This is a genomic window from Microbacterium sp. Leaf179, assembly GCF_001423785.1.
GTDB lineage: Bacteria > Actinomycetota > Actinomycetes > Actinomycetales > Microbacteriaceae > Microbacterium.
Window position 1 is genome coordinate 1,400,499 of record NZ_LMPH01000001.1, and the last position, 23,766, is coordinate 1,424,264.

The 23,766-nt window shown below is 70.6% G+C and carries 22 protein-coding genes; 16 read left to right on the forward strand and 6 right to left on the reverse strand.

Annotated features, from left to right (window positions below; translation table 11 throughout):
• Window positions 1–15 precede the first annotated feature (15 nt).
• From ASF96_RS06405 to ASF96_RS06435, 7 genes are all read left to right on the forward strand, one after another.
• Entirely contained in the window at window positions 16–2,751 is a 2,736-nt protein-coding gene (locus tag ASF96_RS06405; RefSeq protein ID WP_055937082.1) for a DNA translocase FtsK, read from the forward strand.
• Window positions 2,751–3,338 (forward strand): CDP-diacylglycerol--glycerol-3-phosphate 3-phosphatidyltransferase, encoded by a 588-nt coding sequence (pgsA, locus tag ASF96_RS06410; RefSeq protein WP_055937085.1) that lies wholly within the window; start codon window positions 2,751–2,753, stop codon window positions 3,336–3,338. The genes ASF96_RS06405 and pgsA overlap by 1 nt, the downstream gene beginning before the upstream one ends.
• A complete protein-coding gene (locus tag ASF96_RS06415) occupies window positions 3,335–3,862 on the forward strand; it encodes a CinA family protein (RefSeq protein ID WP_055835141.1) in 528 nt (175 codons plus the stop codon). Before pgsA ends, ASF96_RS06415 begins: the two co-directional genes overlap by 4 nt.
• Window positions 3,863–4,064: 202 nt before the next feature.
• Entirely contained in the window at window positions 4,065–4,373 is a 309-nt protein-coding gene (locus ASF96_RS06420; protein ID WP_055835145.1) for a helix-turn-helix domain-containing protein, read from the forward strand.
• Between the two features lie 21 nt (window positions 4,374–4,394).
• Window positions 4,395–4,619: a DUF3046 domain-containing protein gene (locus tag ASF96_RS06425; protein WP_055835152.1), complete on the forward strand. Its 225-nt coding sequence runs from the start codon at window positions 4,395–4,397 to the stop codon at window positions 4,617–4,619.
• Window positions 4,620–4,869: 250 nt separating this feature from the next.
• Window positions 4,870–5,925, forward strand: a complete 1,056-nt coding sequence (recA, locus tag ASF96_RS06430) for a recombinase RecA (protein WP_055835155.1) — start codon at window positions 4,870–4,872, stop codon at window positions 5,923–5,925.
• Window positions 5,925–6,887 carry a regulatory protein RecX gene (locus ASF96_RS06435; RefSeq protein WP_055937088.1) on the forward strand — a complete coding sequence of 321 codons (963 nt, stop codon included), beginning with the start codon at window positions 5,925–5,927 and terminating at the stop codon, window positions 6,885–6,887. Before recA ends, ASF96_RS06435 begins: the two co-directional genes overlap by 1 nt.
• Before the next feature lie 190 nt (window positions 6,888–7,077).
• On the opposite strand, the gene ASF96_RS06440 is transcribed toward ASF96_RS06435, so the two are convergent.
• Window positions 7,078–9,516, reverse strand: a complete 2,439-nt coding sequence (locus ASF96_RS06440) for a helix-turn-helix transcriptional regulator (protein ID WP_055937091.1) — start codon at window positions 9,514–9,516, stop codon at window positions 7,078–7,080.
• 398 nt (window positions 9,517–9,914) lie between these two features.
• Between ASF96_RS06440 and miaB the strand changes: the two genes are divergently transcribed.
• Genes miaB through ASF96_RS06455 form a run of 3 tightly spaced genes read left to right on the forward strand, consistent with a single transcriptional unit; the run spans window position 9,915 to window position 12,840 of the window.
• Window positions 9,915–11,462, forward strand: coding sequence for a tRNA (N6-isopentenyl adenosine(37)-C2)-methylthiotransferase MiaB (gene miaB, locus ASF96_RS06445; protein WP_055937094.1), 1,548 nt, complete (start codon window positions 9,915–9,917; stop codon window positions 11,460–11,462).
• Window positions 11,459–12,394, forward strand: a complete 936-nt coding sequence (gene miaA / locus ASF96_RS06450) for a tRNA (adenosine(37)-N6)-dimethylallyltransferase MiaA (RefSeq protein WP_055937097.1) — start codon at window positions 11,459–11,461, stop codon at window positions 12,392–12,394. Before miaB ends, miaA begins: the two co-directional genes overlap by 4 nt.
• Window positions 12,391–12,840 carry a GNAT family acetyltransferase gene (locus ASF96_RS06455; RefSeq protein ID WP_055937099.1) on the forward strand — a complete coding sequence of 150 codons (450 nt, stop codon included), beginning with the start codon at window positions 12,391–12,393 and terminating at the stop codon, window positions 12,838–12,840. The genes miaA and ASF96_RS06455 overlap by 4 nt, the downstream gene beginning before the upstream one ends.
• A gap of 77 nt (window positions 12,841–12,917) precedes the next feature.
• Here the strand turns inward: ASF96_RS06455 and ASF96_RS06460 are convergent, their stop codons facing one another.
• Window positions 12,918–13,580 carry a pentapeptide repeat-containing protein gene (locus ASF96_RS06460; RefSeq protein WP_055937102.1) on the reverse strand — a complete coding sequence of 221 codons (663 nt, stop codon included), beginning with the start codon at window positions 13,578–13,580 and terminating at the stop codon, window positions 12,918–12,920.
• A gap of 136 nt (window positions 13,581–13,716) precedes the next feature.
• Between ASF96_RS06460 and dapF the strand changes: the two genes are divergently transcribed.
• Complete coding sequence (gene dapF / locus ASF96_RS06465; RefSeq protein ID WP_055937105.1) at window positions 13,717–14,571, forward strand: diaminopimelate epimerase; 855 nt, start codon at window positions 13,717–13,719, stop codon at window positions 14,569–14,571.
• A gap of 93 nt (window positions 14,572–14,664) precedes the next feature.
• Here the strand turns inward: dapF and ASF96_RS06470 are convergent, their stop codons facing one another.
• A complete protein-coding gene (locus tag ASF96_RS06470) occupies window positions 14,665–15,309 on the reverse strand; it encodes a class I SAM-dependent methyltransferase (RefSeq protein ID WP_055937108.1) in 645 nt (214 codons plus the stop codon).
• A gap of 99 nt (window positions 15,310–15,408) precedes the next feature.
• Between ASF96_RS06470 and hflX the strand changes: the two genes are divergently transcribed.
• A complete protein-coding gene (gene hflX, locus ASF96_RS06475) occupies window positions 15,409–16,926 on the forward strand; it encodes a GTPase HflX (protein ID WP_055937112.1) in 1,518 nt (505 codons plus the stop codon).
• A 175-nt stretch (window positions 16,927–17,101) separates the two neighbouring features.
• Here hflX and ASF96_RS06480 read toward each other — a convergent pair whose 3' ends face one another.
• The 3 genes from ASF96_RS06480 to lexA are packed head-to-tail and all read right to left on the reverse strand — an operon-like array spanning window position 17,102 to window position 20,747.
• A complete protein-coding gene (locus ASF96_RS06480) occupies window positions 17,102–18,988 on the reverse strand; it encodes a S9 family peptidase (protein WP_055937114.1) in 1,887 nt (628 codons plus the stop codon).
• Complete coding sequence (locus tag ASF96_RS06485) at window positions 18,988–20,019, reverse strand: hypothetical protein (RefSeq protein WP_055937117.1); 1,032 nt, start codon at window positions 20,017–20,019, stop codon at window positions 18,988–18,990. Before ASF96_RS06485 ends, ASF96_RS06480 begins: the two co-directional genes overlap by 1 nt.
• Before the next feature lie 38 nt (window positions 20,020–20,057).
• Window positions 20,058–20,747, reverse strand: coding sequence for a transcriptional repressor LexA (gene lexA / locus ASF96_RS06490; RefSeq protein ID WP_055937120.1), 690 nt, complete (start codon window positions 20,745–20,747; stop codon window positions 20,058–20,060).
• A gap of 257 nt (window positions 20,748–21,004) precedes the next feature.
• Here lexA and ASF96_RS06495 point away from each other — a divergent pair, with 257 nt between their 5' ends.
• The 4 genes from ASF96_RS06495 to hisH are packed head-to-tail and all read left to right on the forward strand — an operon-like array spanning window position 21,005 to window position 23,753.
• On the forward strand, window positions 21,005–21,355 hold the full coding sequence (locus ASF96_RS06495) for a LysM peptidoglycan-binding domain-containing protein (RefSeq protein ID WP_055835195.1): 351 nt from the start codon (window positions 21,005–21,007) through the stop codon (window positions 21,353–21,355).
• Between the two features lie 45 nt (window positions 21,356–21,400).
• Window positions 21,401–22,495, forward strand: a complete 1,095-nt coding sequence (locus tag ASF96_RS06500; RefSeq protein WP_082509313.1) for a histidinol-phosphate transaminase — start codon at window positions 21,401–21,403, stop codon at window positions 22,493–22,495.
• A complete protein-coding gene (gene hisB, locus ASF96_RS06505) occupies window positions 22,492–23,106 on the forward strand; it encodes an imidazoleglycerol-phosphate dehydratase HisB (protein WP_055937123.1) in 615 nt (204 codons plus the stop codon). The genes ASF96_RS06500 and hisB overlap by 4 nt, the downstream gene beginning before the upstream one ends.
• Complete coding sequence (hisH, locus tag ASF96_RS06510) at window positions 23,103–23,753, forward strand: imidazole glycerol phosphate synthase subunit HisH (RefSeq protein WP_055835204.1); 651 nt, start codon at window positions 23,103–23,105, stop codon at window positions 23,751–23,753. The genes hisB and hisH overlap by 4 nt, the downstream gene beginning before the upstream one ends.
• Window positions 23,754–23,766 lie beyond the last annotated feature (13 nt).

The window sequence follows — 23,766 nt, forward strand, 5'->3', positions numbered from 1 at the left end:
GCCTACCGTGGAGGCATGGCTCGCAGTTCGTCCCCCACCGGCGGTCGCGCCCCCGCGAAGGGGTCTCCGCGATCGAAAGCCTCGGCTCCGGCGCCGAAGCGCTACGTCGACGAGCCCGAGAAGCCCTCGGCCGCCGTCCGCGCCTGGATGGCGCTCGCCCACGGGGTGGGCGGGATGTTCCGCACCTTCGGCCCCGAGAACCTCGAGCGGGATCAGCGTCGAGACGGCTTCCCGTTCTTCCTCGTCGTGCTCGCCGTCGTCGGTGCCGTCGTGGAGTGGTTCTTCATCGGGACCGAGGCGGCGGCGCTGATCAGCGCGTACAGCTTCGGGCTCCTCTTCGGGCGGGTCGCCTTCGTGCTCCCCGTGCTGTTGCTGCTTCTGGCGGGATGGCTCTTCCGGCATCCCTCCTCCGTCCACGACAACGGCCGGGTCGGCATCGGCTTCGGCCTGTTCGTCGTCACCGTGTCGGGCTTCTGTCACGTGGCGGGCGGCCGACCAGCCCCCAACGAGGGCGGACCGCCGGTCCTCAGCCGCGCCGGGGGGATCGCCGGCTGGATCGTCGGAGAACCGCTCACCCTGCTGACCGAGGTGGGCGCGTACATCGCCCTGTCCCTGCTGGCCGTGCTCAGCGTCCTCATCCTCACCAAGACGCCGCCCAACCGCATCGGCCGTCGCCTCGGCGACCTCTACGCCTGGATGTTCGGCGCCGAGCGCGTCGAGCGCGACGCGACCACCAAGGTCCTCCCCGTCGACGATCATGACGACGAGCCGGCCGAGAAGTCGCTGCCCTGGTGGCGGCGCAACAAGTCCGGTCGCGAAGAAGACACCGACGGCGCCCTGGGGTCGGACGACCTCACCACCCTGCTCAGCCCCGGCACCACGCAGGGCGGCTTCGAATCCGCGGTCGTGGCACCTGAGCCCGTCACCGCCCCCCTTCGTCCGCCGGTGCCGTCGACCCCCACGCCCGATGCCCTCACCGAGGTGTTCGACGCGCGCGCCCTCGCCGGAGCCGCCGCCGGTCGGGGGCTGCACGACGACTCGCCCGTCGACGACGCACCCGACCACGAACTGCCCGGCATCTCGGGCCTCGGCGGCGACAATGCGGGGGCCCCGCCCGCGGCGAACTACCGTCTGCCGGCGGTCACGGCGTTGGCCGCCGGAACCCCGCCGAAGGCGCGTTCGGCCGCCAACGACGCGGTGGTCAAGGCCATCGAGAGCGTCCTCGAGCAGTTCAAGGTCGACGCCCGGGTGACGGGCTTCTCGCGCGGCCCCACGGTCACGCAGTACGAGATCGAGGTCGGGCACGGCGTGAAGGTGGAGCGCATCACCGCGCTCACCAACAACATCGCCTACGCCGTCGCCTCGAACGAAGTGCGAATCCTCGCGCCCATCCCCGGCAAGAGCGCGATCGGTGTCGAGATCCCCAACGCCGACCGCGAGATCGTCACGCTCGGCGACATCCTGCGCTCCGATGCGGCGACGTCGTCCACGCACCCGATGACGATCGGCGTCGGCAAGGACGTCGGTGGGGGATTCGTCGTGGCGAACCTCGCGAAGATGCCCCACCTCCTGGTGGCCGGCTCCACCGGATCCGGAAAGTCGAGCTTCGTCAACTCGATGATCACGAGTCTGCTGATGCGGGCCAAGCCCTCCGACGTGCGCATGGTCCTCATCGACCCCAAGCGCGTCGAGCTGACGTCGTACGCCGGCGTTCCGCACCTCATCACGCCCATCATCACGAACCCCAAGAAGGCCGCCGAAGCGCTGCAGTGGGTCGTGAAAGAGATGGATATGCGTTACGACGACCTTGCGTCGTTCGGCTTCCGTCACATCGACGACTTCAACAAGGCCGTCGTCAACAACGAGATCACGCTGCCCGCGGGCAGCGAGCGGGTGCTCAAGCCGTACCCGTACCTGCTCGTGGTCGTCGACGAGCTCGCCGACCTCATGATGGTGGCGCCCCGTGACGTCGAGGACTCCATCGTGCGCATCACGCAGCTCGCCCGTGCGAGCGGCATCCACCTCGTGCTCGCCACGCAGCGTCCGTCGGTCGACGTGGTCACCGGTCTCATCAAGGCCAACGTGCCCTCGCGTCTCGCGTTCGCCGTGACGAGCGTCACCGACTCCCGCGTCATCCTCGACCAGCCGGGTGCCGACCGTCTCATCGGTCAGGGTGACGGGCTCTTCCTGCCGATGGGGGCCTCGAAGGCCGTCCGCGTGCAGGGGGCGTGGGTCAGCGAGCAAGAGATCGAGAAGGTCGTCGCGCACGTCACCCAGCAGGCGCGGCCCGAGTACCGGTCCGACGTGCAGGTGGCCGCCGAGAAGAAAGAGATCGACGCCGACATCGGCGACGACCTCGAGCTGCTGCTCGCTGCGGCGGAGCTCGTGGTCTCGACGCAGTTCGGGTCGACCTCGATGTTGCAGCGCAAGCTCCGCGTCGGCTTCGCGAAGGCCGGCCGCCTGATGGACCTGCTCGAATCCCGAGAGATCGTGGGACCGTCCGAGGGATCGAAGGCCCGCGACGTGCTCGTCACCAACGAGCAGCTTCCCGCGGTGATCGCTCGTCTGCGCGGCGACGACGCCCCGTCGGCACCCGCGCCGGCAGCGGCTCCGTCGGCGGCATCGGCCCTCGCCGATGATGACCGCTACGGTACCGATGCCATCGCGTCTCAGTACGATGGCCTCCCGGTCGTCGAGAGCGACGACGACGAAGGCTCGGAAGACGCCTGGCAGCTGACAGGACGCGACTGATGGCAGTGCACCCCCAACTCCCCAACGCGATCACCATCGCGCGCATCCTGTGCGCGCCGGTGTTCCTGTGGTTGCTGCTGGCCGATGACGGACGGGGCGGAGGACTCCGGTGGGCGGCCGCGGTCGTCTTCATCGTCGCGATCGCGACCGACGGCATCGACGGGTACATCGCCCGTCGGTACGACATCGTCAGCGATCTCGGCAAACTCCTCGATCCGATCGCCGACAAGGCTCTGACGGGCGTGGCGTTCGTCGGTCTGTCTCTGCTCGGCGAACTGCCCTGGTGGGTGACGATCATCGTGCTGATCCGAGAGATCGGCATCACGATCTACCGCTTCATCGTCGTCAGCGACCACGTGCTGGCGGCCGCGTGGATGGGCAAGCTGAAGACCGTGGCCCAGGCCGTGGCGCTCTCGATCGCGTTGGTTCCGTTCGCCGGTCTGTCCGACGCGAGCGCGTGGCAGGACACCGTCTGGTGGGTGAGCGTGATCACCATGACGATCGCGGTCGTGCTGACCATCGCCTCGGGCCTCGATTACGTCATCACCGAGATCAGAGCGGCGCGCAAGGGCCGAGTCGCCCGATGATCGACGGCGTTCCCGAGGACTTCGACGAGACCTTCGTCCGGGACCCTCGTGAGAGTGCGGCGTCGTTGATCGAGCGGCTGGTGGAGCTGGGGTGGACCGTCGCGGTCGCCGAGTCGCTCACGGGTGGGCTCGTGGTGTCGTCGCTGGTCGATGTGCCGGGGGCGTCACGCGTCGTGCGGGGCGGAGTCGTCGCGTACGCGACCGATCTGAAGCACAGCGTGCTGGGCGTCGATGCGGCTCTGCTCGAGGCGCACGGGGCCGTGCATCCCCGCGTGGCGCGCCAGATGGCTCGCGGTGTCCGTGACGTGCTCGGCATCGATGGCGCGGCGGCTCAGGTGGGGATCGCGACCACCGGCGTCGCCGGTCCCGACGAGCAAGACGGACAACCGGTGGGTACCGTGCACATCGCCGTCTCCACGCCCCTGGGAACGCGAGTCGACTCGCTCGTGATCGCGGGAGATCGTGATCGCATCCGTCACGAGACGGCCCACCAGGCGATCCGACGGGCTCTGGCGGCGCTGTGACGGCGACTCGCGACCGGACGCCGAGACCGTCCGCGAGCCGTCGCGAGAACCCGCCCGAATTCGCGGGAACAAATGGTCGCACATCCCGGTTTCGTCTAGCGATTCCCATCCGGTGCACAGCGCGCGGCATTAGGGTGACACAGACGGTGTTTACAGTTGTCCACCCGGACAGCGACGGAATCAGCAGTGAGGAGGGCCCGAAATGATCCTGGTTCGTCAAGAGATCGGCGAAGTCCTGCGTGACCTCCGCCAGCAGAAGGGTCGCACCCTCCGCCAGGTCGCGAGCCGCGCGAGCGTGGCCCTCGGGTACCTCAGCGAAGTCGAGCGTGGCCAGAAAGAGGCGTCGAGCGAGATCCTCGCCTCGGTGGCCGAGGCCCTCGACGTTCCCATCTCCACCATCATGCGCGAAGTCGGAGACCGACTTTCCGTCCTCGAGGGGCTCCAGACGTTCCCCGACGTCGTTCCCGACGAGCTCGTCGCATCGGTCGAACCCGAGCTCTCGCTGCGCTGAGCAGCCGACTCGTCGTCTTCCATGCGTCGTAGCGAGTTCGATCGCGCCGTGGCAGATGAATTCGGCGCACGCGGCGGCTCTCTGCTGACCGACCTCGTCCTGTCCGCGGTCGGCGGCCGCACGAGCGTCGACGCATTGGCGGCGGGAGTCGACCCGCGCGACGTCTGGCTGGCGTTGTGTGCCGAGACCGACGTGCCCGCCGACCGTCGGTACGGCGTCGGACGCCTCGAGCCGCGACGACACTGAGGTTTCGGGAGTCGGACACGCCGGGCGCGGCGGTCATCGAATCTTCGTTCGATTGTCGGTAGGCTTCTTCACAAGAGCGATTGCGACGCGTTCATCCCCATCGGGGAGGTTCTCCTCCGCCAATGTCGGAGGCCCTCCCTAACGTGGACAACGTCGAACGACACTCTGAACGCCTTGTCGGGCAGCCCCATCGTCGATGGGGAGCGCGACAGCCTATAGGCGACCGGAACGCGAGCAGAAAGAAGACGTCATGCCCTCACCCGCAGAGCGCGAAAAGGCCCTCGAGTCAGCCCTCGCCCAGATCGACCGGCAGTTCGGAAAAGGCTCGGTCATGCGCCTGGGCAGCGACGACCGTGCGCCCATCGCGACCATCTCCACCGGTTCCGTCGCCCTCGACGTCGCTCTGGGTATCGGCGGACTGCCCCGCGGCCGCATCATCGAGATCTACGGCCCGGAGTCCTCGGGTAAGACCACGCTGACCCTGCACGCGATCGCCAACGCGCAGCGCGCCGGCGGCATCGCCGCGTTCATCGACGCCGAGCACGCGCTCGACCCCGAGTACGCCAAGAAGCTCGGCGTCGACATCGACGCGCTTCTGGTCTCGCAGCCCGATACCGGTGAGCAGGCGCTCGAGATCGCCGACATGCTGATCCGTTCCGGAGCCATCGACCTCGTCGTCATCGACTCGGTCGCCGCTCTCGTGCCCGAGGCCGAGATCAAGGGCGAGATGGGCGACTCGCACGTCGGTCTGCAGGCCCGTCTGATGTCGCAGGCGCTGCGCAAGCTCACGGGTGGGCTCAACACCACCAACACGACCATGATCTTCATCAACCAGCTGCGCGAGAAGATCGGCGTGTTCTTCGGCTCGCCCGAGACGACCGCCGGGGGTAAGGCGCTGAAGTTCTACGCGTCGGTTCGCCTCGACATCCGTCGTATCGAGACGCTCAAGGACGGCACCGAGGCAGTCGGAAACCGCACGCGCGTCAAGGTCGTGAAGAACAAGATGGCTCCGCCGTTCAAGCAGGCGGAGTTCGACATCCTGTACGGCGTGGGCATCTCGCGAGAGGGCAGCTTGATCGACTTCGGTGTCGAGCACGGCATCGTCAAGAAGTCCGGGGCCTGGTACACCTACGACGGCGAGCAGCTGGGTCAGGGTAAAGAGAACGCCCGAAACTTCCTGATCAAGAACCCCGACATCGCCGGAGACATCGAGACCAAGATCAAGAACAAGACGGGCATCGGCGCACCTCCCGTCGTCGCCGAAGCTCCCGCTGACGACGAGCTGGCTGCCCGCCGCCCGGCCTGATGACGGAACACGAATCGGGTTCTGGTCTTCGTCCGTTCAGACGGGCGGGCGGCGACCAGAACCCCGACGATGTCGACGACCGAGGGCTCGGCGCCGTCGACTCGGGCTCCGTCGGTGAGGTCGCGTCGAGCGACGAGGCCTCGCTCGGCGTCGACGACGCACGAGGTGCGCGGCCCGCGCTGCGCGCCCTCGACGACGACACCCTCGCTCCCGTCATCCCGCTCTTCGGAAACGGCGGAGCGAAATCGGCTCCGCACCCCTCGCGAGGCGCATCGGGCGACGCTCCCGCCGGATCGTCGTCCTGGCGCGACCGGAACGAGCACCCGGCGCAACGCGGCTCACGAGGATCGAGACGAGGGTTCTCACGAGTCGACGGCCCCGGCGACGCCGACGAAGGTCTTGTCCCCGAAGAGGCTGCGCCGAGCCCCGAAGAGATCCGCGAGCGTGCCGAATCCGTGTTGCTGCGCAAGCTGAACTCCCGCTCGCTGTCGTTGTCCGAGGCGCGGACGGTTCTGCGCGGTGTCGACGGCGTCGACGACGCGATCACGGCCGAGATCATCGATCATTTCCTCGACCTCCGCTATCTCGACGACGCATCGTTCGCCGAGCAGCTGGCCATGTCGGCGACCGAGCGCCGCGGGCAGGGTCGTCGTGCGGTGGCCGAGACTCTGCGCAAGCGCGGCATCTCGCGCGATGTCGCGGAGGCGACGATCGCCGAGATGCCCGACGACGACGCCGAGCGAGCGTTGGACTTCGCTCGATCGAAGGTGCGGTCGGTGGGCGGCAAAGACTTCGACACCGATCTGCGCCGCCTGGTCGGCCAGCTCGCGCGACGCGGCTACCCCTCGTCGGTGGCGTTGACGGCGGCGCGGACGGCGCTCGACGAGGCCGGACTGGGCCGCAGCCGTTCGACGTTCCGGTCTTCGCCGACGACGAGCGTTCGTTTCACACCCGACGACTGAGTGTCGCGCGTCGCCCGACGGGTCGCGCACGCCAGACGTCGGCGGGCCCGCTCACCGCGGCCCGGGCGGCTCGCTCACCGTGGGTCCGCCCACCGCGGGTCCGCCCACCGCGGGCCCGCTCGCCGCACGCCCGGCGGGTCCGCTCGCCGCACGCCCGGCGGGTCCGCTCGCCGCACGCGCGGCGGGCCTGCTACCGCACCCCGGGCGGCACAGGCACCACACCGGCGGCCACCATACGGCCCAGATCGCGTCGACTCGCCGCCCCGACCTTCAAGCGCGCCTGGTACACATGCGATTCGACCGTGCGTACCGACAGGAACAGCCGTGTCGCGATCTCTCGGTTCGTCAGGCCCTCGACGACCAGCACGGCGATCTCGTGCTCGCGTCGGGTCAGTTCTTCGCCCGAGGCCAGGGCCGGGGAGTGCGCGGGGAGCCGCTCGATCCCGCCCGGTTGCGTCCACCGCTCGCCGTGATCAGCGGTCCACAGGTTGTGCAAGCGCAGATCATCGACGGGCGTCGATTCCTCTTCCGCCGAACGGGCCGACAACCGCCGCACCGCTTCGGCGGCGAGGGGGAGGTCTGTGGTGGCGGCGAGCTGGATGAGTTCGTCGGTCTCCTCCCGGGTGGCTGCTCCCAGGGTCGACAGGCGGAAGAGGTCGCGGATCCGCAGCGCTGCGGCGGTCGTCCCGGCCGTCACTTCGGCCGCCGCGCGAGCGGTCGCCCGCGCCTCCTCGTCTCGCCCTTCGGCCGCGAGGATGGTCGTTTCGACGTACCGCATGCCGTGAAGGAGCATCGGGCTGGCTTCCAGGTCGAGACTCGCCAAAGAGGCGCGTGCCTCCTTCGTGCGCCCGCTCATCGCCAGCTCTTCGGCGACGCCCAGCTCGATCATGGCGGCATTCGCGTCTGTGACGGCGAGCGGCTGCCGGCCGAGCGCCGCCTCCAACTCCCGCTGCGACTCGACGGGTCGGCCCTCGCCGGCGAAGGCGATGGAGGCCGCAGCCCCCGCGAGCGTCAGCTCTGCTGCCCCGCCCTCGCGTGCCGCGGTACGCAGCTCTTCGTCGAGCCGCTGGCGCACGTCGTTGCCGTCAGCCCCCGCCACCTGATACCCGGCGAGCATGAACATCACGGCTGACAATCGGTCCTTGGCCGCGATCCCCGTGATCTTCTGGCGGGAGTCGAGGAGTCTTTCCGCGGCGCGGTAGTACCGGCATGCGGCGCTCCACCCGCCATGGAAGGTCGCCGATGTTCCGGCGGTGATGAGTGCGCGCAGACGCGCTTCGGGCGACGCAGCCTGGACCGCCACGGCCTGGGCCGCAAGGTCGGCGGCCCCAGCCGAGTCGAGGGCGTGGCCCGCCTGGCCGGATCGCACCAGCAAGACCTCGATCTGGGTGTCCGCGTCACCCTCGTCACGCGGGGCTGCGGAGTCAGCGGCTCCGTCGCGCGGTCGCGCGCGCAGCCGAGCGAGTCGCCGGAGGACGTCGCGATCCGACGCGTCGACCGCGTCGACTCCGGACGCGGAATCGTTCCACCCCCCGGAGGCGAGCACTGCCTCCAGTCGCAGGTCGGGATGATCGTGGGCGCGCAGGCCCCGCGCGGCGTGTGCGGCCGCATGAGCGGAGTCGCCTCGATCGTTGGCGATCCTCGCCGCGTCGAGCGCGATCCGCGCGCGGACGAGGGGATCGACCGGCGGGGCGTCGGCCGCCGAGGAACCGTCACGATGCCACTTCTCGGCCACGTGGAGCGAGATCGGCAGGCTCCACCATTCTTCTGCCTCGGCCAGCATGCGTTCACAGGCGGCGTCGATGACCGCGCGCACGCACGCCGACCCGAGCTGGCGTTCGGCCTCGCGCGCGATGAGATCGTTCGCCGTGAGGCGCCGAGCCGGAGTGCCGTCGGCGTGCATCAGTCCACCGGCCACCAGGCCGCCGACGGTGTCGGTCGGGAACAGGCGTGTCGCCACGCTGAGCTCGAGGTGGGGGAGTCGGTGGACGATGGAGAGGCACATGAGGTCGTCGGGGGCGATGTCGGCGACGTGACTCTCGACGGCGACGGCCAGGCGGCTCTGCGGTGCGATGTTCTCGAGCGCGCGCAGGGGATCACGTCCCGCGGCCACGGCCGAGAGGGCCTCGAGAAGCAGGTGCCGCAAAAGCGTGCGGGAGCCGTCGGCGCGCCACACGAGCCCCGCGCGGGTGGCACTGTCGAGAGTCTCGCTCCCGGGGAAGAGGGCCACGAGCTCCTCGGCGTCGGGGGCGATGAGCTCGCCGAGATCGATCCGCTTCGCGAAGCCGTCGTGCCACAGTCCCAGGGCGAGGCGCTGCGCGTCGGATTCTGCGGTGGGGCGGGCTGCCCGCGCCCGCGCGGTGCGCACGCCGATGAGCAGGGTGATCCGCCGCGCGGCCGCCGCGCGGACGATCGCGGTCGTAGAGGCGGTATCGAGCGCGTCGACGTCGTCGACGATCACGATGGTGCGGTCGGAGTCGGGTGGCGGGCCGTCCCGCAGAGCGGAGGCCCGCGGGTCGTCGGTGGCGTCGATCGCGCCGAACGGGATGTCGCTCAAGAGGGCGGACGGCCGTAGCACGACGGGCGCGGACCCCCAGCGTTCGAGCTCGGCGGCGACGGTGCGGAGCACGTAGCTCCGTCCACTTCCTCGTGGCCCCGCCAGCACGAGAGAGGTCCCCTCTCGCAGTCGGGATGCCAGCACGCCGGCGTTCCGATCTGCCCCCACGAGGGCTTTCGCCCACTCCCTCGATCGTTCTTTCCGCATGCCCATCTCCCCCCGGAAAAACCCGCAGGCGGACGGGTTATGGCGTACGACCAAAAGGCTACCTACTGACCACAGCGTCGTCCGGCCTTTAACCGAAGCGTATGCGCCTTTTGCGCTAAATGTGGCACACCGGTAGTCCGCGGCCATCGACCAGTAGTGCCTCTCGGTAGTCTCCGGCGACCACGGTCGCTCCGCGCCTGTCGGAGTGACGCCGAGTCCGGCCCGAGGGTCGTCCCGTCCCGGCGCTTAGACTTGCTCGCATCATGACGACCCCCGTTTCCTCCCCGACGCTCATCGCTCCCTCTCCCGCCGCACAGGGCGAGACGGGCGCCCGCACCTACGAGGTGCGCACCTTCGGATGCCAGATGAACGTCCACGATTCGGAGCGCCTGTCGGGATCGCTCGAGAGCGCGGGGTACGTCCGCGCCGATGTCGGGTCCGAGGCCGACGTCGTCGTGATCAACACGTGCGCCGTGCGCGACAACGCCGCCGGCAAGCTGTACGGGACGTTGGGGCACCTGAAGTCCCGCAAGGACGCCCACGCGGGTATGCAGATCGCGGTCGGGGGGTGCCTGGCGCAGATGGACAAGGACGCCGTGCAGCAGAAGGCGCCGTGGGTCGATGTCGTCTTCGGCACGCATAACATGGGATCGCTGCCCGGAATGCTTGAGCGCGCCCGCCACAACGGCGAAGCCGAGCTTGAGATCCTCGAGTCGCTCGAGATCTTCCCCTCCACCCTGCCCACCAAGCGCGACTCGGTGCACAGCGGCTGGGTGTCGATCTCGGTGGGATGCAACAACACCTGCACGTTCTGCATCGTGCCGAGCCTGCGCGGCAAAGAAAAAGACCGTCGCCCCGGCGACATCCTGAACGAGATCCGCCTCCTGGTCGACGACGGTGCCATCGAGGTCACCCTCCTGGGCCAGAACGTCAATTCCTACGGCGTCGAATTCGGCGACCGCCTCGCCTTCAGCAAGCTCCTGCGCGCGGCCGGCGAGATCGAGGGCCTTGAGCGCGTCCGGTTCACGAGCCCGCACCCCGCCGCGTTCACCGACGATGTCATCGCGGCGATGGCCGAGACGCCCGCCGTCATGCCGCAGTTGCACATGCCGTTGCAGTCCGGGTCCGACCGTGTGCTCAAGGCGATGCGCCGGTCCTACCGGAGCGAGAAGTTCCTCGGCATCCTGGACCGGGTGCGCGATCGCATGCCGCACGCGGCCATCACGACCGACATCATCGTGGGCTTCCCCGGCGAGACCGAAGAGGACTTCCTCGAGACGTTGCGGGTCGTCGAGGCATCGAGGTTCGCGACCGCCTTCACGTTCCAGTACTCCATCCGTGAGGGGACGCCGGCGGCCACCATGCCCGACCAGGTCCCGAAGGCCGTCGTGCAGGAGCGCTATGAGCGGCTCATGGCGCTGCAGGACCGTATCGCGGCCGAAGAGAACCAGAAGCAGCTCGGACGCACGCTCGAGGTGCTCGTCTCGGCCGGCGAGGGCAAGAAGGACGCCGCGACGCACCGCCTCACCGGTCGCGCCGAAGACAATCGTCTCGTGCACTTCGAGGTGCCGGCGGGCTCTCCCGTCCCGCGCCCCGGCGACGTGGTCTCGGTCACCGTGACGCACGCCGCGCCCTTCCACCTGCTGGCCGACGCGCCCGATGCCGCGCCCCTGCGCATCCGTCGGACGCGCGCGGGAGATGCCTGGGACCGTTCGCAGGCGGAGTCCTGCGGTGTCCCGGCGCCGGCGGGCGACGCCGCGACCCCGCGCGCGGTCTCGCTCGGTCTGCCGTCCCTGCGCGTCGGAGTGTGAGTTCCGCCGCGCCGCGCCTGTGGGCAGTCGTCGGGGCCACCGGCACCGGCAAGACGGGGCTCTCCCTCGATCTCGCCGAGGCCCTCGCCGCCCGGGGACGCGCGGCCGAGATCGTGAACGCCGACGCCATGCAGCTGTACCGGGGCATGGACATCGGGACCGCGAAGCTCCCGGTCGGTGACCGACGCGGCATTGCGCATCACCTCTTCGACGCTCTCGCCGTCACCGACGAGGCGGCGGTGGCCTGGTATCAGGATGCCGCCCGCGCGGCGATCGCCGAGATCCACGGGCGCGGAGCCGACGCGATCCTCGTGGGCGGCTCCGGCCTGTACGTCTCGGGAGTGCTGTGGGACTTCCGGTTCCCCCCGCGCGACGAGGCCGTCCGGGCGCGGCTCGAGGCGGAGCTCGACCGTCTCGGCGCGGGTGCGCTCTACGCGCGACTGCGCGAGGCCGATCCCGCCGCCGCCGAGCGCATCGATCCGCGCAACGGTCGCCGCGTGGTGCGGGCGCTCGAGGTGCTGGCACAGGGCGGCGAGACGCACGGCGGCGCCCTTCCCTCCGCGCCGGAGTTCTGGCATCCCGATACCCGGATCATCGCGACGACGGTCGACCGCGAACAGCTCGTGCCGCTTCTCGACGCCCGTGTGGAGGGCATGTGGGCGGCCGGGATGCTCGACGAGGTCGAGCGGCTGCGCGGCGACGGGCTCGAGCGCGGGATCACGGCCGCACGGGCGATCGGGTACGCACAGGCCCTCGCCCAGCTCCGCGGCGACCTGACACGAGACGAGGCGGTGGCCGAGACGCAAGCCCTCACTCGTCGGTACGCGCGGCGACAGGTGTCGTGGTTCCGCCGCTACGCCGAGGCTCGATGGGTCGACGCCCGCACCGTGGATGCCACGACCCTGGTGTCCGTGGGGGAGGCGGGGGAGTGAGCATCGTCGTGCGGAGCTTCGAGCTCGAGGACGAGGACGCCGTCGTCGCCCTCTGGGAGGAGGCGGGTCTCACCCGACCGTGGAACGACCCCCGAGCCGACATCCGCCGCAAGCTCACGGTGCAGCCGGAGTTGTTCCTCGTGGCCGTCGACGGCGACACGGTGGTCGGCAGCGTCATGTCGGGCTACGACGGCCACCGCGGATGGCTCTACTACCTGGCCGCGGCGGCGTCGCACCGCGGTCGAGGTGTCGGTCGCCTGCTCGTGGCCGAGGCGGAGCGGCTGCTCGAGGCGCTCGGCTGTCCGAAGGTGCAGCTCATGGTGCGTCCCGACAACACGGGCGCCCGGGGCTTCTACGACGCCCTGGGGTACGAACCGTTCGAGACGTGGGCCACCGGGAAGAGGCTCGTCGTCGACGGACCCGGCGGACCGCCGCCACCCGGCTGAGCGCGGCGGTCTGCGTTTCCGGCGCGGGCCTCACGCGTCGGTCGCACGGGACGATCGCCGACCCGCGCCCGCTCGTGTCAGTCCCGGACGGTGATGCCGCGGTCCGCGGCCAGGAGCGGGGCCAGCTGCTGCAGCTGCATCGACGAGATGGTCGCGCCTCGTAGCGCCGACAGACCCGCGAGGCCTTCCAGCTCGGCGCCGCGGAGGTCGGTGTGCTGCAGCGTCGCCTGCTCGACGATGAGCTGCGAGATCCGGGTGCCGTTCGCGGCGAAGCGGGTGACCCGGGACTGCCCCAGGTCGAGTTCGTCGATCGTGCAGTCGGTGAAGGCGACGTCTTGCAGGTGGGACCCGCGCAGGTTCACGAATCCGAGTCGGCAGTTGACGAAATGCACGCCGTTCCAGGTCGACTCGTAGGCCTCGAGCGATCCCGTCCGCGACCCCTCGATCTCGACGTCGCGCCACGTGGTCCGCGCCGACCGGACGATCGGCACGTCCCAGCCCGACAGCGCGGATTCGGACAGGTGCGCATACCGCAGCGTGACCTCGGGCGCGCGGAGGCCCTCGATGCGGCACAGCGTCAGTTCCGCGCTCTCGAGGTCGAGACCGTCGACGCGGAGGTCGCGGAACGACAGCCCCTCCAGGGCCGCCCGGGGAGCGAGGGCCGCGGGCTCTCCCGGATCGAGATCGTCCAGCGGAGGGCGATCGAACGAGGGCCCGACCAGGGCGGGGGGCTTCGGCATGGGTCTCCTCGAACGGAAGGGCGGAGGGCTGGGACAGCCTAGCGACCGCCGCGAAGAGCGCGTGCCGTCACCCGCGCGGTGCCGTTTCGTGGACGCCCCGGGAAGCGACCCCGACGCCCGCTCCTAGACTGGTCGCATGGCGACTCTCGCGTTCACCAAAGGCCACGGCACCGGCAACGATTTCGTGGTCGTGGCCGACCCCGACGGGGAGCTCGACCTGTCCGCCGCGCAGATCGCCGCGCTCTGCGACCGCCACTTCGGCATCGGTGCCGACGGTCTGCTGCGCGTGGTGCGCTCCTCGGCGATCGACGAGGGGGCGGATGCCATGGCATCCGGCGCCGAGTGGTTCATGGACTATCGCAACGCCGACGGGTCCGCGGCAGAGATGTGCGGCAACGGCACACGCGTGTTCGCCCGCTACCTCACCGACACCGGCCTCGCCTCGATCGAGGGGGGCCTGCGCATCGGCACCCGCGCGGGGGTCAAGACCCTCACCCGCAGCGATCGCGGCTTCGAGGTCGATCTGGGGGCCTACGCGATCGAGGCGGAAGAGACCCTCGTCCGCGCGAAGGGGCTTCCGGTGGCGCGACCGGGCGTGGGCATCGACGTGGGCAACCCGCACGTCGTCGTCGCGCTGTCGTCCGAGGTCGAGCTCGACGGCCTCGAGCTCGCCTACCAGCCGGTGCTCGATCCCGCGCCGCGGCACGGGGCGAACGTGGAGTTCGTCGTTCCCGCCGATCCGCTGGTGCGTGACGGCGTCGGCGCGATCCGCCTGCGCGTCTTCGAACGCGGCGTCGGCGAGACGCTCAGCTGCGGCACCGGCGTCGCGGCCGCCGCCCTGGCCGTGCGGCACTGGGCGGGGGCGGCTGCTCCCGACTCGTGGGTCGTGGACACCCCCGGCGGCACGCTCGGGGTGCGGGTCGCCGAGGGGCGCGTGTTCCTGTCGGGGCCGGCATCGCTGGTGTTCACCGGCGAGGTCGCACTGGCCTGAGCCCGTCGATGGGCCGCGGTCCGGCGCGCGTCGAGGGGTCGTGGGAACCCCGCTGGTGGCCGGGATCGTTCCGTGCGCCTGAACGACGGCGACTCAGGCGATGATGTCGATCGGCTCGCTCGGCGGCGAGCCGTGACGGCGCACCCGGAGCACACGGAAACCGCGCCCGGTGGCGGCCCGCTGCACGCTGTAACCGTTCTCGAACGTCGTGGACAGCCAGCGCTGCAGCGAGTCGGAGCCGAGGTTGCGCTGCACGACGAACCACCCGTCGCTGCGCTCGGTGAGCCGCGGGATCCAGTGCTCGAGCATGCCGTGCAGTTCGCTCTTGCCCACGCGGATCGGCGGGTTCGATCGGATCGTCCGGAACGACACGTCGTCGGGAACATCTTCCGGTCGCACCGCGTTGATGTTGGTGAGGCCGAGAGACTGTGCGTTCCGCCTCACGAGATCGAGAGCACGTTCGTTGACGTCGACCGCCCAGATGGTCGCGTGCGGTGAGGCGAGCGCGAGCGACAACGAGATCGGACCCCACCCGCACCCCAGGTCGAGGAAGTCCCCGCCGGCGGGAGGGGGAGGGGTGTTGTGCAGCAGCACCGAGGTTCCGGCATCCACGTGATCGGGACTGAAGACGCCACCCGCCGTCACGGCCTCGAATTCGCGCCCCGCGAGTGTCACTCGGATACGGCGGAGCTGTTCGGGACTCGACGGCGACGCGCTGAAGTAGTGCTCGCTCCCCATCCCCACAGAATATCCGACCCGGCCGCGCGACGCCGCGGGCGGCTAAAGTGCGAGAACACCAGGAAAACCCGCGGGAACACCCGCGGACGGAAGGAACACATGACCGAACAGACCACACCCCCGAGCACGGACGCGACGCCGGTCGACCCGGTGGACCGCGTGCTGTCGCGCGCCGAAGCGCACCGCGGGGTCCGGGTCTTCGGTGCAGCGCAGGCGCTCCAAGACGCCTCCACGGCGTACGGCGGCGACGCCGACGGCGACCAGTGGGACCGCGAGGAACGCGCAGCGCTGCGCCGCGTGGCCGGTTTGTCGACCGAGCTCCAAGACGTCACCGAGGTCGAGTACCGCCAGCTGCGCCTCGAGAACGTCGTTCTCGTCGGCGTGCACCCGCAGGGCGAGCAGGCCGATGCCGAGAACTCCCTGCGCGAGCTGTCGGCGCTGGCCGAGACCGCCGGGGCCGTCGTGCTCGACGGCGTTCTGCAGCGCCGCCCGCATCCGGACCCCGCGACCTACGTCGGTCGGGGCAAGGCGGCGGAGCTGCGCGACATCGTCGCCGCCGTCGGCGCCGACACCGTCATCGCCGACACCGAGCTCGCCCCCAGCCAGCGTCGCGCGCTCGAGGACGTCGTGAAGGTGAAGGTGATCGACCGCACCACGGTGATCCTCGACATCTTCAGCCAGCACGCCAAGAGCCGCGAGGGCAAGGCGCAGGTCGAGCTCGCGCAGCTCGAATACCTGCTGCCGCGTCTGCGCGGCTGGGGTGACTCGATGTCGCGCCAGGCCGGTGGACAGGTCGGTGCCGGAGGCGCGGGCATGGGCTCGCGCGGTCCGGGTGAGACGAAGATCGAGCTCGATCGTCGGCGCATCCGCACGAAGATGGCTCTGCTGCGCAAGCAGCTGCGCGACTTCGCCCCGGCGCGCGAGGCCAAGCGTGCCGAGCGCAAGCGTCACACCATCCCGTCGGTCGCGATCGCCGGGTACACCAACGCAGGAAAGTCCAGCCTGCTCAACCGCCTCACCAGCGCGGGCGTGCTGGTCGAGAACGCGCTGTTCGCGACCCTGGATGCCACGGTCCGCCGTTCCGAGACGACCGACGGGCGCGTGTACACGCTGACCGACACGGTCGGCTTCGTGCGCAACCTGCCGCACCAGCTCGTCGAGGCGTTCCGCTCGACGTTGGAAGAGGTCGGCGACGCCGACGTCATCCTGCACGTCGTCGACGCGTCGCATCCCGATCCGGCCGCGCAGCTGATGACGGTGCGCGACGTGATGGGCGATGTCGACGCGAACTTCGGTCAGGAGATCGTCGTCTTCAACAAGGCCGACCTCGTGACCGAGGACGAACGCCTGGTGCTGCGCGGCCTCGCCCCGAACGCGAAGTTCGTCTCGTCGCGCACGGGCGAGGGGATCGAGGAGCTTCGCGCCGCCATCGAGGACGCTCTGCCCCTGCCCGCCGTCGAGGTGCAGGCGGTCGTCCCGTACGACCGTGGTGACCTCGTGTCGGCCGTGCACGAGAGCGGACTCATCGTGGCGCAGGAGCACCGCGACACCGGGACGTTCCTGCACGCTCACGTGGGGGCGCGCCTGGCGGCCGAGCTGGAGCAGTTCGCGGCCTGACGGCCGTCGCACGACGGGCCCCCTCCGATCGCGGTGGGGGCCCGTCGGCGTGCGGTTCGGGGGCGCGCACCGTGCACGCCGACCTCGCCCCCGACGCTGTCCCGACGCGCGCGCCGACGCCTCGGCTTCTTCCGCACCGAGAGCCTGCATCGCCCGCTTCAGCCGCGCGACAGCCTCAGCTCAGCTCGAGCGGCGGAATACCGGGGGTCTCGAAGCCGAAAACCGCCCCGAGGAAGCCCAGTTCGCGTCGCAGGGAGTCGACTACCGTCTCGGCGCGGCGGAAGCCGTGGCCCTCGCCCTCGTACAGGACGTACGCGTGGGGAATCTCGTGCGCCGCGAGGGCGTCACGGATCGCCTCGGCCTGCGACGGCGGCACGACCCGGTCCTCGCTTCCCTGCAGGATGAGCAGGGGAACGCGGAAGCGCTCGGGATGGCTCAGAGGCGAGCGCTCCACGTACACCGCTTCGGCCTCGGGCAGCGGTCCGATCAGGCCGTCGAGATACCGGGCCTCGAAGTCGTGAGTGTCTTCGGCGAGGGCACGGGCGTCGCCCACGCCGTAGCGCGAGATCCCGGCCGAGAACACGTCGGTGTTCGTCACGGCGGCGAGCACCGTCCATCCGCCGGCGGAGCCCCCGGCGATCGCCAGGCGCTCGCGGTCGGCCAGACCCGCCTCGGCGAGGGCGGAGGCCGCGGCGGCGACGTCATCGACATCGACCACGCCCCACTGACCCTTCAGCCGGTCACGGTAGTCGCGACCGTATCCGGTGGAACCGCCGTAGTTCACGTCGAGCACGCCGATGCCACGGCTCGTGAAGAACGCCGTCTTGGCTGACGGCGCCGGACCCACGTGCGAGGTGGGGCCACCGTGCACGAGCACGACGTAAGGCGGGCGCTCGTTCTCGGGCGCGGCGACGTCGGGGTTCGTGGGCGCGTAAGCGAAAGCGTGCACGGGTCCGTGCGGCCCCTCGGTCTCGAGGGCACGGGCCGTCGGCATCCATTCGTCGCCCCAGGCCCCGGATCCACCGGTCACCAGGTCGACGGTGCCGGCGTCGAGGTCGACCGCCCACAGCCCCGAGCGGCCGCCGGCGTCGGAGCCCGACACGAGCACTCGGTGCCCGCGCACGTCATCGATCGCCGCGCCGGCCACGACGGGCACGTCCACCGGGCGCACGCCGGACGGCGCGATCTCGACGATCTCGTCGGCACCGTCGGTGCGGACGGCGACGATGCGCCCGTCGTCGGTCGCTCCGAACCACCGCGTCCCGAGCACCCACAGCCCGCCGCCCGTGTCGGCGTCGACCGGCGACACCGGCTGCGGCTCGCCGTCGAGGGGACGGCGGAACAGGTTCCACCGGCCGTCGGGGTCGTCGGCGTACAGCAGCTCGTCGTCGCCGAGCCACACGGGCTGGAGCGGGGCGCGGCGCGGGGTGTCGGCGATCTCGCGCACCTCGCCGGTGCCGATCTCGGTCACGCGCAGGGTCGTGGCATCCCAGGGCATGTCGGGGTGGCTCCACGCCACCCACGCGAGAGACCGGCCGTCGGGCGACAGCGCGGGCTGCGCGACGAAGTCGCTGCCCTCGGCGAGCACGTCGACGGCGCCGTCGAGCGAGATGCGCACGATGGCGCGGGCGGGAACGCGGTCACTCCCGTGCGTCTCGCGGACGGCGAGCAGGGTGCCGTGCTCGAACCGCAACCCGCCGTGGCGCACCGTGTCGTCGGCCGGCGTCAGCGCGCGCGCCTCGCCGCCCGGGCGAAGGGCGTAGACGCGCTGGTCGGTCTTCTCGACGTAGAACAGCTCCCCGTCGTCGGAGGCGGTCCAGGCCCCGCCGCCGTATTCGTGAACGGCGGAACGGGCGTTGGCGGGTGCGGGCAGCACCGTCTCGACCGCACCGTCGGTGCGGCGCCGTTTCACCGCGACGCGACCCGCCTCGGCGGGCACGGATTCCGCCCACCACACCTCATCGCCGACGAACAGCGCGCCGTCGATGCGGGGGGAGGACTGCGCCACCGACTCGGGAGTGATCGGCGAGGGCCAGGAACCGTAGGGGAGGGTGTCTGCCATCACTCCAGCGTAGGCCGGGGCTCCGACATCCGTCGGGGTCGGGCACGCCGGACGAGCAGGACGCCCGCGATGCCCGCGACGAGGCCGATGCCCAGAACCGCGCTCGCGGTGCCCACGAGACCGGACGACAGCTGCCGCACCACGGCGTCGATCCCCGCGGCGTCGAGGCCCCGGAGAACGGCGGTGAGGTGCGCCTGCGCCGCGCCCACGGCGACCGCCACGAGCACCGCGGCCGAGCCGACGGCGACCGCGATGGCGGCGCCGATCAGTGCGCGTCGCCGGCGGGGAGCGATGACGACCCCGCCGATCAGGAGCACGCCCACGAGCAGGGGTGCCGCCACTCCCGCCGTGGTGGTGGCGGCGTACGCCGACCGCACGGCCTGCAGCGTCGTTCCGTCGCTCAGGACCACGACCCGGTCGATCGGGGGGACGAGGGCGGCCACGGGCGAGCCCTGCAGGTCCAGCTCGGCGACGATCGCCGAGACCACCCCGCCGATCTGCACTCCCAGGCCGTCCGGAGTCTGCACGATGATGCCGCCACCGTCGGAGGTGGCTCCGAAGACGAAGGCGCGGTGCGCGGTTCGCACGACCCCCGACCAGACGTCGGAGAACCGGTCGGAGTGCACCACGTCGGTCACCGCCTGCTGCGTGATCGATCGCAGCGAGTCGGCCGACGGCTGTGCCACCAGGCCGAGGACGCGCGCCGCTTCCTGCGGCACGCCGAGGGCGACGAGACCGTCGACGCCCGCGCCCGCGATCGCCGAGAAGTCGACCGACGCCGAGATGGCACTCGTCGTCTCGGCGATGACGAGGTCTTGCACGGCGGGGTCGGACGAGAGGGGCGCGAGCGTGGCGACGAAGGAGTCCTCATCGACGAGCTGCACGCGCGCCCACGAGGCGACGAGGGCCACCGGCGTGAGCAGGGCCACCACGATCAGCACCACCACGGATGCCGTGACGCGCACCACGACGGACGGCTTCGCGACGCGTTTGGTCGAGGTCGATGCGGTCGAGGGCGGGCCGGCGGTCATGGCGCCATTGTGGCGCGCCCGCCACCGCGACGCACGGTTCACACCGCGCGCAGCACCGCCACGATGCGCCCGAGCACGACGGCCTCGTCGCCGAGGATGGGCTCGAACGCGCTGTTGCGGGGGAGAAGCCAGGTGTGGCCGTCACGGCGACGGAACGTCTTCACCGTGGCCTCGCCGTCGAGCATCGCGGCCACGATCTCGCCGTTCTCCGCGTTCGCCTGCGAACGCACGACCACCCAGTCGCCGTCGCAGATCGCCGCGTCGATCATCGAGTCGCCCGAGACCTTGAGCATGAACAACTCGCCCTTGCCGACGAGCTGGCGGGGGAGGGGGAAGATCTCCTCCACGTGCTGGTCGGCGGTGATGGGCACGCCCGCCGCGATCCGGCCCACCAGGGGCACGAGGGCGGCGTCGCCCACCGCGGGGGCGGTGTCGGCGGGGTTCTCGGCGGCGGTGCCGGGAAGGTCGATCAGCACCTCCATGGCGCGGGTCTTACCCGGGTCGCGGCGCAGGTAGCCGCTGAGCTCGAGCTGGTTCAGCTGGTGCGTGACGCTCGACAGCGACTTCAGGCCGACGGCGTCGCCGATCTCGCGCATGCTCGGCGGGTAACCGTGCCGCGCGATCGATCGCTGGATGACTTCGAGGATCGCGAGCTGCTTGTCGCTGAGGTTCTTGCGCCGTCGCGTCTGCGGTCGTTCGCGCCCTGCGGCGGTCGTCGCGTCGGTCATCTGTGCTCCCCTCGCGCCGCGGGAAGGGCGGCGGAAATTCGAATGTCGGAGGTTGGTGATGAGGTCTCCGTGTCGAAACCGTATCCGGTCGACGACACGAATGACACGGAGCCGCACGCGTGTCGCGTTCGATTCGTTTCCGACAACCGGTGTGTTGACACCGTCGCAGTATCGAAGATAGATTCGGAATACAGATTCGCACACCGCCCTCCCGGCCGAGGGCGGGGTGCGAATCTCTCCCCACCAAGGAGCACACCATGAGCAGCATCACCTCCACCGCCTCGACGACCCGCCTGCGTATCACCGCCCGCGGGCGCCGTGTCGTCGCCTTCGTCGTCGCCCTCCCGCTCGCCGTCGCCCTCGGCGTCGCCGCCGTCGGTGGGGGAGCAGCACTCGCCTCGGGCGACGCCGGCGCACCGGCTGGTTCGTTCACGGAGATCACGGTCATGAGCGGCGAGACCCTGTGGTCGATCGCCGAAGACATCGCCCCCGCGGCCGATCCGCGCGACGTCGTCGCCGAGATCACGCGTCTGAACGCCCTCCAGGGCGGCTCGCTCGCGGCCGGTCAGCGCATCGCGATCCCCACCGAGTACATCCAGGCCGGCTGACCTCCGCGGGTGCGCGATGAGCCGCTCCTCGGCACGCCGCCTACGATGGGTGGGGTGACCGTACGCCTCGACGACCTGCCTCTTCGCGACGATCTGCGGGGGATGACCCCCTACGGAGCCCCGCAGGCCGCCCTGCCCGTGGCTCTCAACGTGAATGAGAACACGCATCCGGTTCCGCCCGAGGTGGCCGATGACATCCTCGACGCCGTGGCTCGGGCCCTGCGCGACGTCAACCGGTATCCCGACCGCGAGTTCACCGCGCTCCGAGAGAGCTTCGCCGCATACCTCGGTCACGGCCTGACGCGAGAGCAGATCTGGGCGGCCAACGGCTCCAACGAGGTGCTCCAGCACATCCTGCAGGCCTTCGGTGGACCGGGCCGGACGGCCATGGGCTTCGCACCCACCTACTCGATGTACCCGATCCTCACCCGCGCGACGGGCGCGCGATGGATCGCCGGGGAACGCGCGCACGACTTCTCGCTGAGCGCCGAGGCCGCCGCGGCCCAGGTGCGTGAGCACCGCCCCGACATCGTCTTCCTCTGCGCGCCGAACAACCCCACGGGTACCCCGCTGCGTCTCGATGTGATCGAGGCCGTATACGCCGAGACCGACGGCATCGTGATCGTCGACGAGGCCTACCAGGAGTTCGCTCCGCGTGACGAGCCCTCGGCCGTGTCGCTGCTGCCCGGTCGCCCGCGTCTGGTGGTGTCGCGCACCATGAGCAAGGCCTTCGCCTTCGCCGGCGCACGCGTGGGGTACCTGGCCGCCGATCCTGCTCTGGTCGACGCGCTGCGACTCGTCCGACTTCCGTACCACCTGAGCGCGCTCACGCAGGCCGCCGCGACGGCGGCCCTCGTGCACGCCGAAACGATGCTGTCGATGGTCGACGAGATCGTCGCGCAGCGCGACCGCATCTCGGCCACCGTGGCCGCCCTCGGGTACACCGCCCACGAGTCGTGGACGAACTTCGTGCTCTTCGGCGGCGTCGACGACCCCGCCGCCACGTGGAAGGCGCTGTACGACCGCGGTGTGCTCATCCGCGACGTCGGCATCGCGCACCACCTGCGTGTCACGGCCGGTACCGACGACGAGACCACCGCGTTCCTCGACGCCCTCGCCTCGGTAGGATCGCGGTCATGACCGGCCCCGCCACGCCCCGTACCGCCTCGATCACGCGCGAGACGAGCGAGTCGCGCATCGAACTCGAACTCGACCTCGACGGTCGCGGGGTCAGCGACATCCAGACCACGGTGCCGTTCTTCGACCACATGCTCACGGCCTTCGCCAAGCACTCGCTGACCGATCTGCGGGTGCGCGCTACGGGCGACACCCACATCGACGCCCACCACACGGTCGAGGACACCGCGATCGTGCTCGGCCAGGCGATTCGTCAGGCCCTGGGCGACAAGTCGGGGATCGCCCGCTACGGCGATGCGCTCGTTCCCCTCGACGAGGCGCTGGCCCAGGCGGTCGTCGATATCAGCGGTCGCCCGTACCTCGTGCACACCGGTGAGCCCGTGGGCTTCGAGCACCACCTCATCGGCGGACACTTCACCGGTTCGCTCGTGCGTCACACGTTCGAGGCCATCTCGATCCACGGCGGCCTCACGGTGCACGTGCGCGTTCTGGGTGGGCGCGACCCGCACCACATCGCCGAGGCCGAGTACAAGGCGTTCGCGCGTGCCTTCCGTCAGGCCAAGGCGCTCGACCCGCTGGTCGACGGCATCCCCAGCACCAAGGGTGCGTTGTGACGCGCAAGCCCGTCGTCGCGGTCCTCGATTACGGTTCCGGCAACGTCCACTCGGCCGTCAAGGCGCTCATCGAAGCCGGTGCCGATGCGCGACTGACCTCCGACCGCGCGCTGCTCCTCGACGCCGACGGGCTCCTCGTGCCCGGTGTGGGTGCGTACAGCGCGGTCATGGGCGCCCTGAACGCCAGCCGCGGGGGAGAGATCATCGACCGGCGGCTCGCCGGGGGTCGCCCGGTGCTCGGTATCTGCGTCGGCATGCAGGTGATGTTCGAGCGGGGTGTCGAGCGCGGTGCCGACACCCCCGGGCTCGGTGAGTGGCCGGGCACGGTGGGCGAGCTCGAAGCGCCCGTACTGCCGCACATGGGCTGGAACACCGTGGCGTCCGGAGACGGGTCGCGCCTGTTCCAGGGCATCGAGAAGGAGCGCTTCTACTTCGTGCACTCGTATGCGGCGCAGCAGTGGTCGCTCGAGGTCACGCCGCCGTTCCCGGAGCCCGTACTGACGTGGTGCACGTATGGCGCACCGTTTCTCGCGGCGGTCGAGAACGGTCCGCTGTCGGCGACGCAGTTCCACCCCGAGAAGTCGGGCGAAGCCGGCATCCGGCTCCTGGCCAATTGGATCGACGGGCTGCGCACGACTACTGTGTGACCTCGTGCCCAGG

Excerpts from the sequence above, each read along its gene's own strand:
- hflX (WP_055937112.1), top strand. The coding sequence starts at position 15,409 with ATGACCGAACAGACCACACCCCCGAGCACGGACGCGACGCCGGTCGAC.
- lexA (WP_055937120.1), bottom strand. The coding sequence starts at position 20,747 with ATGACCGACGCGACGACCGCCGCAGGGCGCGAACGACCGCAGACGCGA.
- hisB (WP_055937123.1), top strand. The coding sequence starts at position 22,492 with ATGACCGGCCCCGCCACGCCCCGTACCGCCTCGATCACGCGCGAGACG.
- ASF96_RS06405 (WP_055937082.1), top strand. The coding sequence starts at position 16 with ATGGCTCGCAGTTCGTCCCCCACCGGCGGTCGCGCCCCCGCGAAGGGG.
- ASF96_RS06485 (WP_055937117.1), bottom strand. The coding sequence starts at position 20,019 with ATGACCGCCGGCCCGCCCTCGACCGCATCGACCTCGACCAAACGCGTC.
- miaB (WP_055937094.1), top strand. The coding sequence starts at position 9,915 with ATGACGACCCCCGTTTCCTCCCCGACGCTCATCGCTCCCTCTCCCGCC.
- ASF96_RS06415 (WP_055835141.1), top strand. The coding sequence starts at position 3,335 with ATGATCGACGGCGTTCCCGAGGACTTCGACGAGACCTTCGTCCGGGAC.
- pgsA (WP_055937085.1), top strand. The coding sequence starts at position 2,751 with ATGGCAGTGCACCCCCAACTCCCCAACGCGATCACCATCGCGCGCATC.
- ASF96_RS06425 (WP_055835152.1), top strand. The coding sequence starts at position 4,395 with ATGCGTCGTAGCGAGTTCGATCGCGCCGTGGCAGATGAATTCGGCGCA.
- ASF96_RS06460 (WP_055937102.1), bottom strand. The coding sequence starts at position 13,580 with ATGCCGAAGCCCCCCGCCCTGGTCGGGCCCTCGTTCGATCGCCCTCCG.
- ASF96_RS06470 (WP_055937108.1), bottom strand. The coding sequence starts at position 15,309 with ATGGGGAGCGAGCACTACTTCAGCGCGTCGCCGTCGAGTCCCGAACAG.
- ASF96_RS06500 (WP_082509313.1), top strand. The coding sequence starts at position 21,401 with ATGGGTGGGGTGACCGTACGCCTCGACGACCTGCCTCTTCGCGACGAT.
- dapF (WP_055937105.1), top strand. The coding sequence starts at position 13,717 with ATGGCGACTCTCGCGTTCACCAAAGGCCACGGCACCGGCAACGATTTC.
- ASF96_RS06435 (WP_055937088.1), top strand. The coding sequence starts at position 5,925 with ATGACGGAACACGAATCGGGTTCTGGTCTTCGTCCGTTCAGACGGGCG.
- ASF96_RS06420 (WP_055835145.1), top strand. The coding sequence starts at position 4,065 with ATGATCCTGGTTCGTCAAGAGATCGGCGAAGTCCTGCGTGACCTCCGC.
- ASF96_RS06495 (WP_055835195.1), top strand. The coding sequence starts at position 21,005 with ATGAGCAGCATCACCTCCACCGCCTCGACGACCCGCCTGCGTATCACC.
- recA (WP_055835155.1), top strand. The coding sequence starts at position 4,870 with ATGCCCTCACCCGCAGAGCGCGAAAAGGCCCTCGAGTCAGCCCTCGCC.
- ASF96_RS06480 (WP_055937114.1), bottom strand. The coding sequence starts at position 18,988 with ATGGCAGACACCCTCCCCTACGGTTCCTGGCCCTCGCCGATCACTCCC.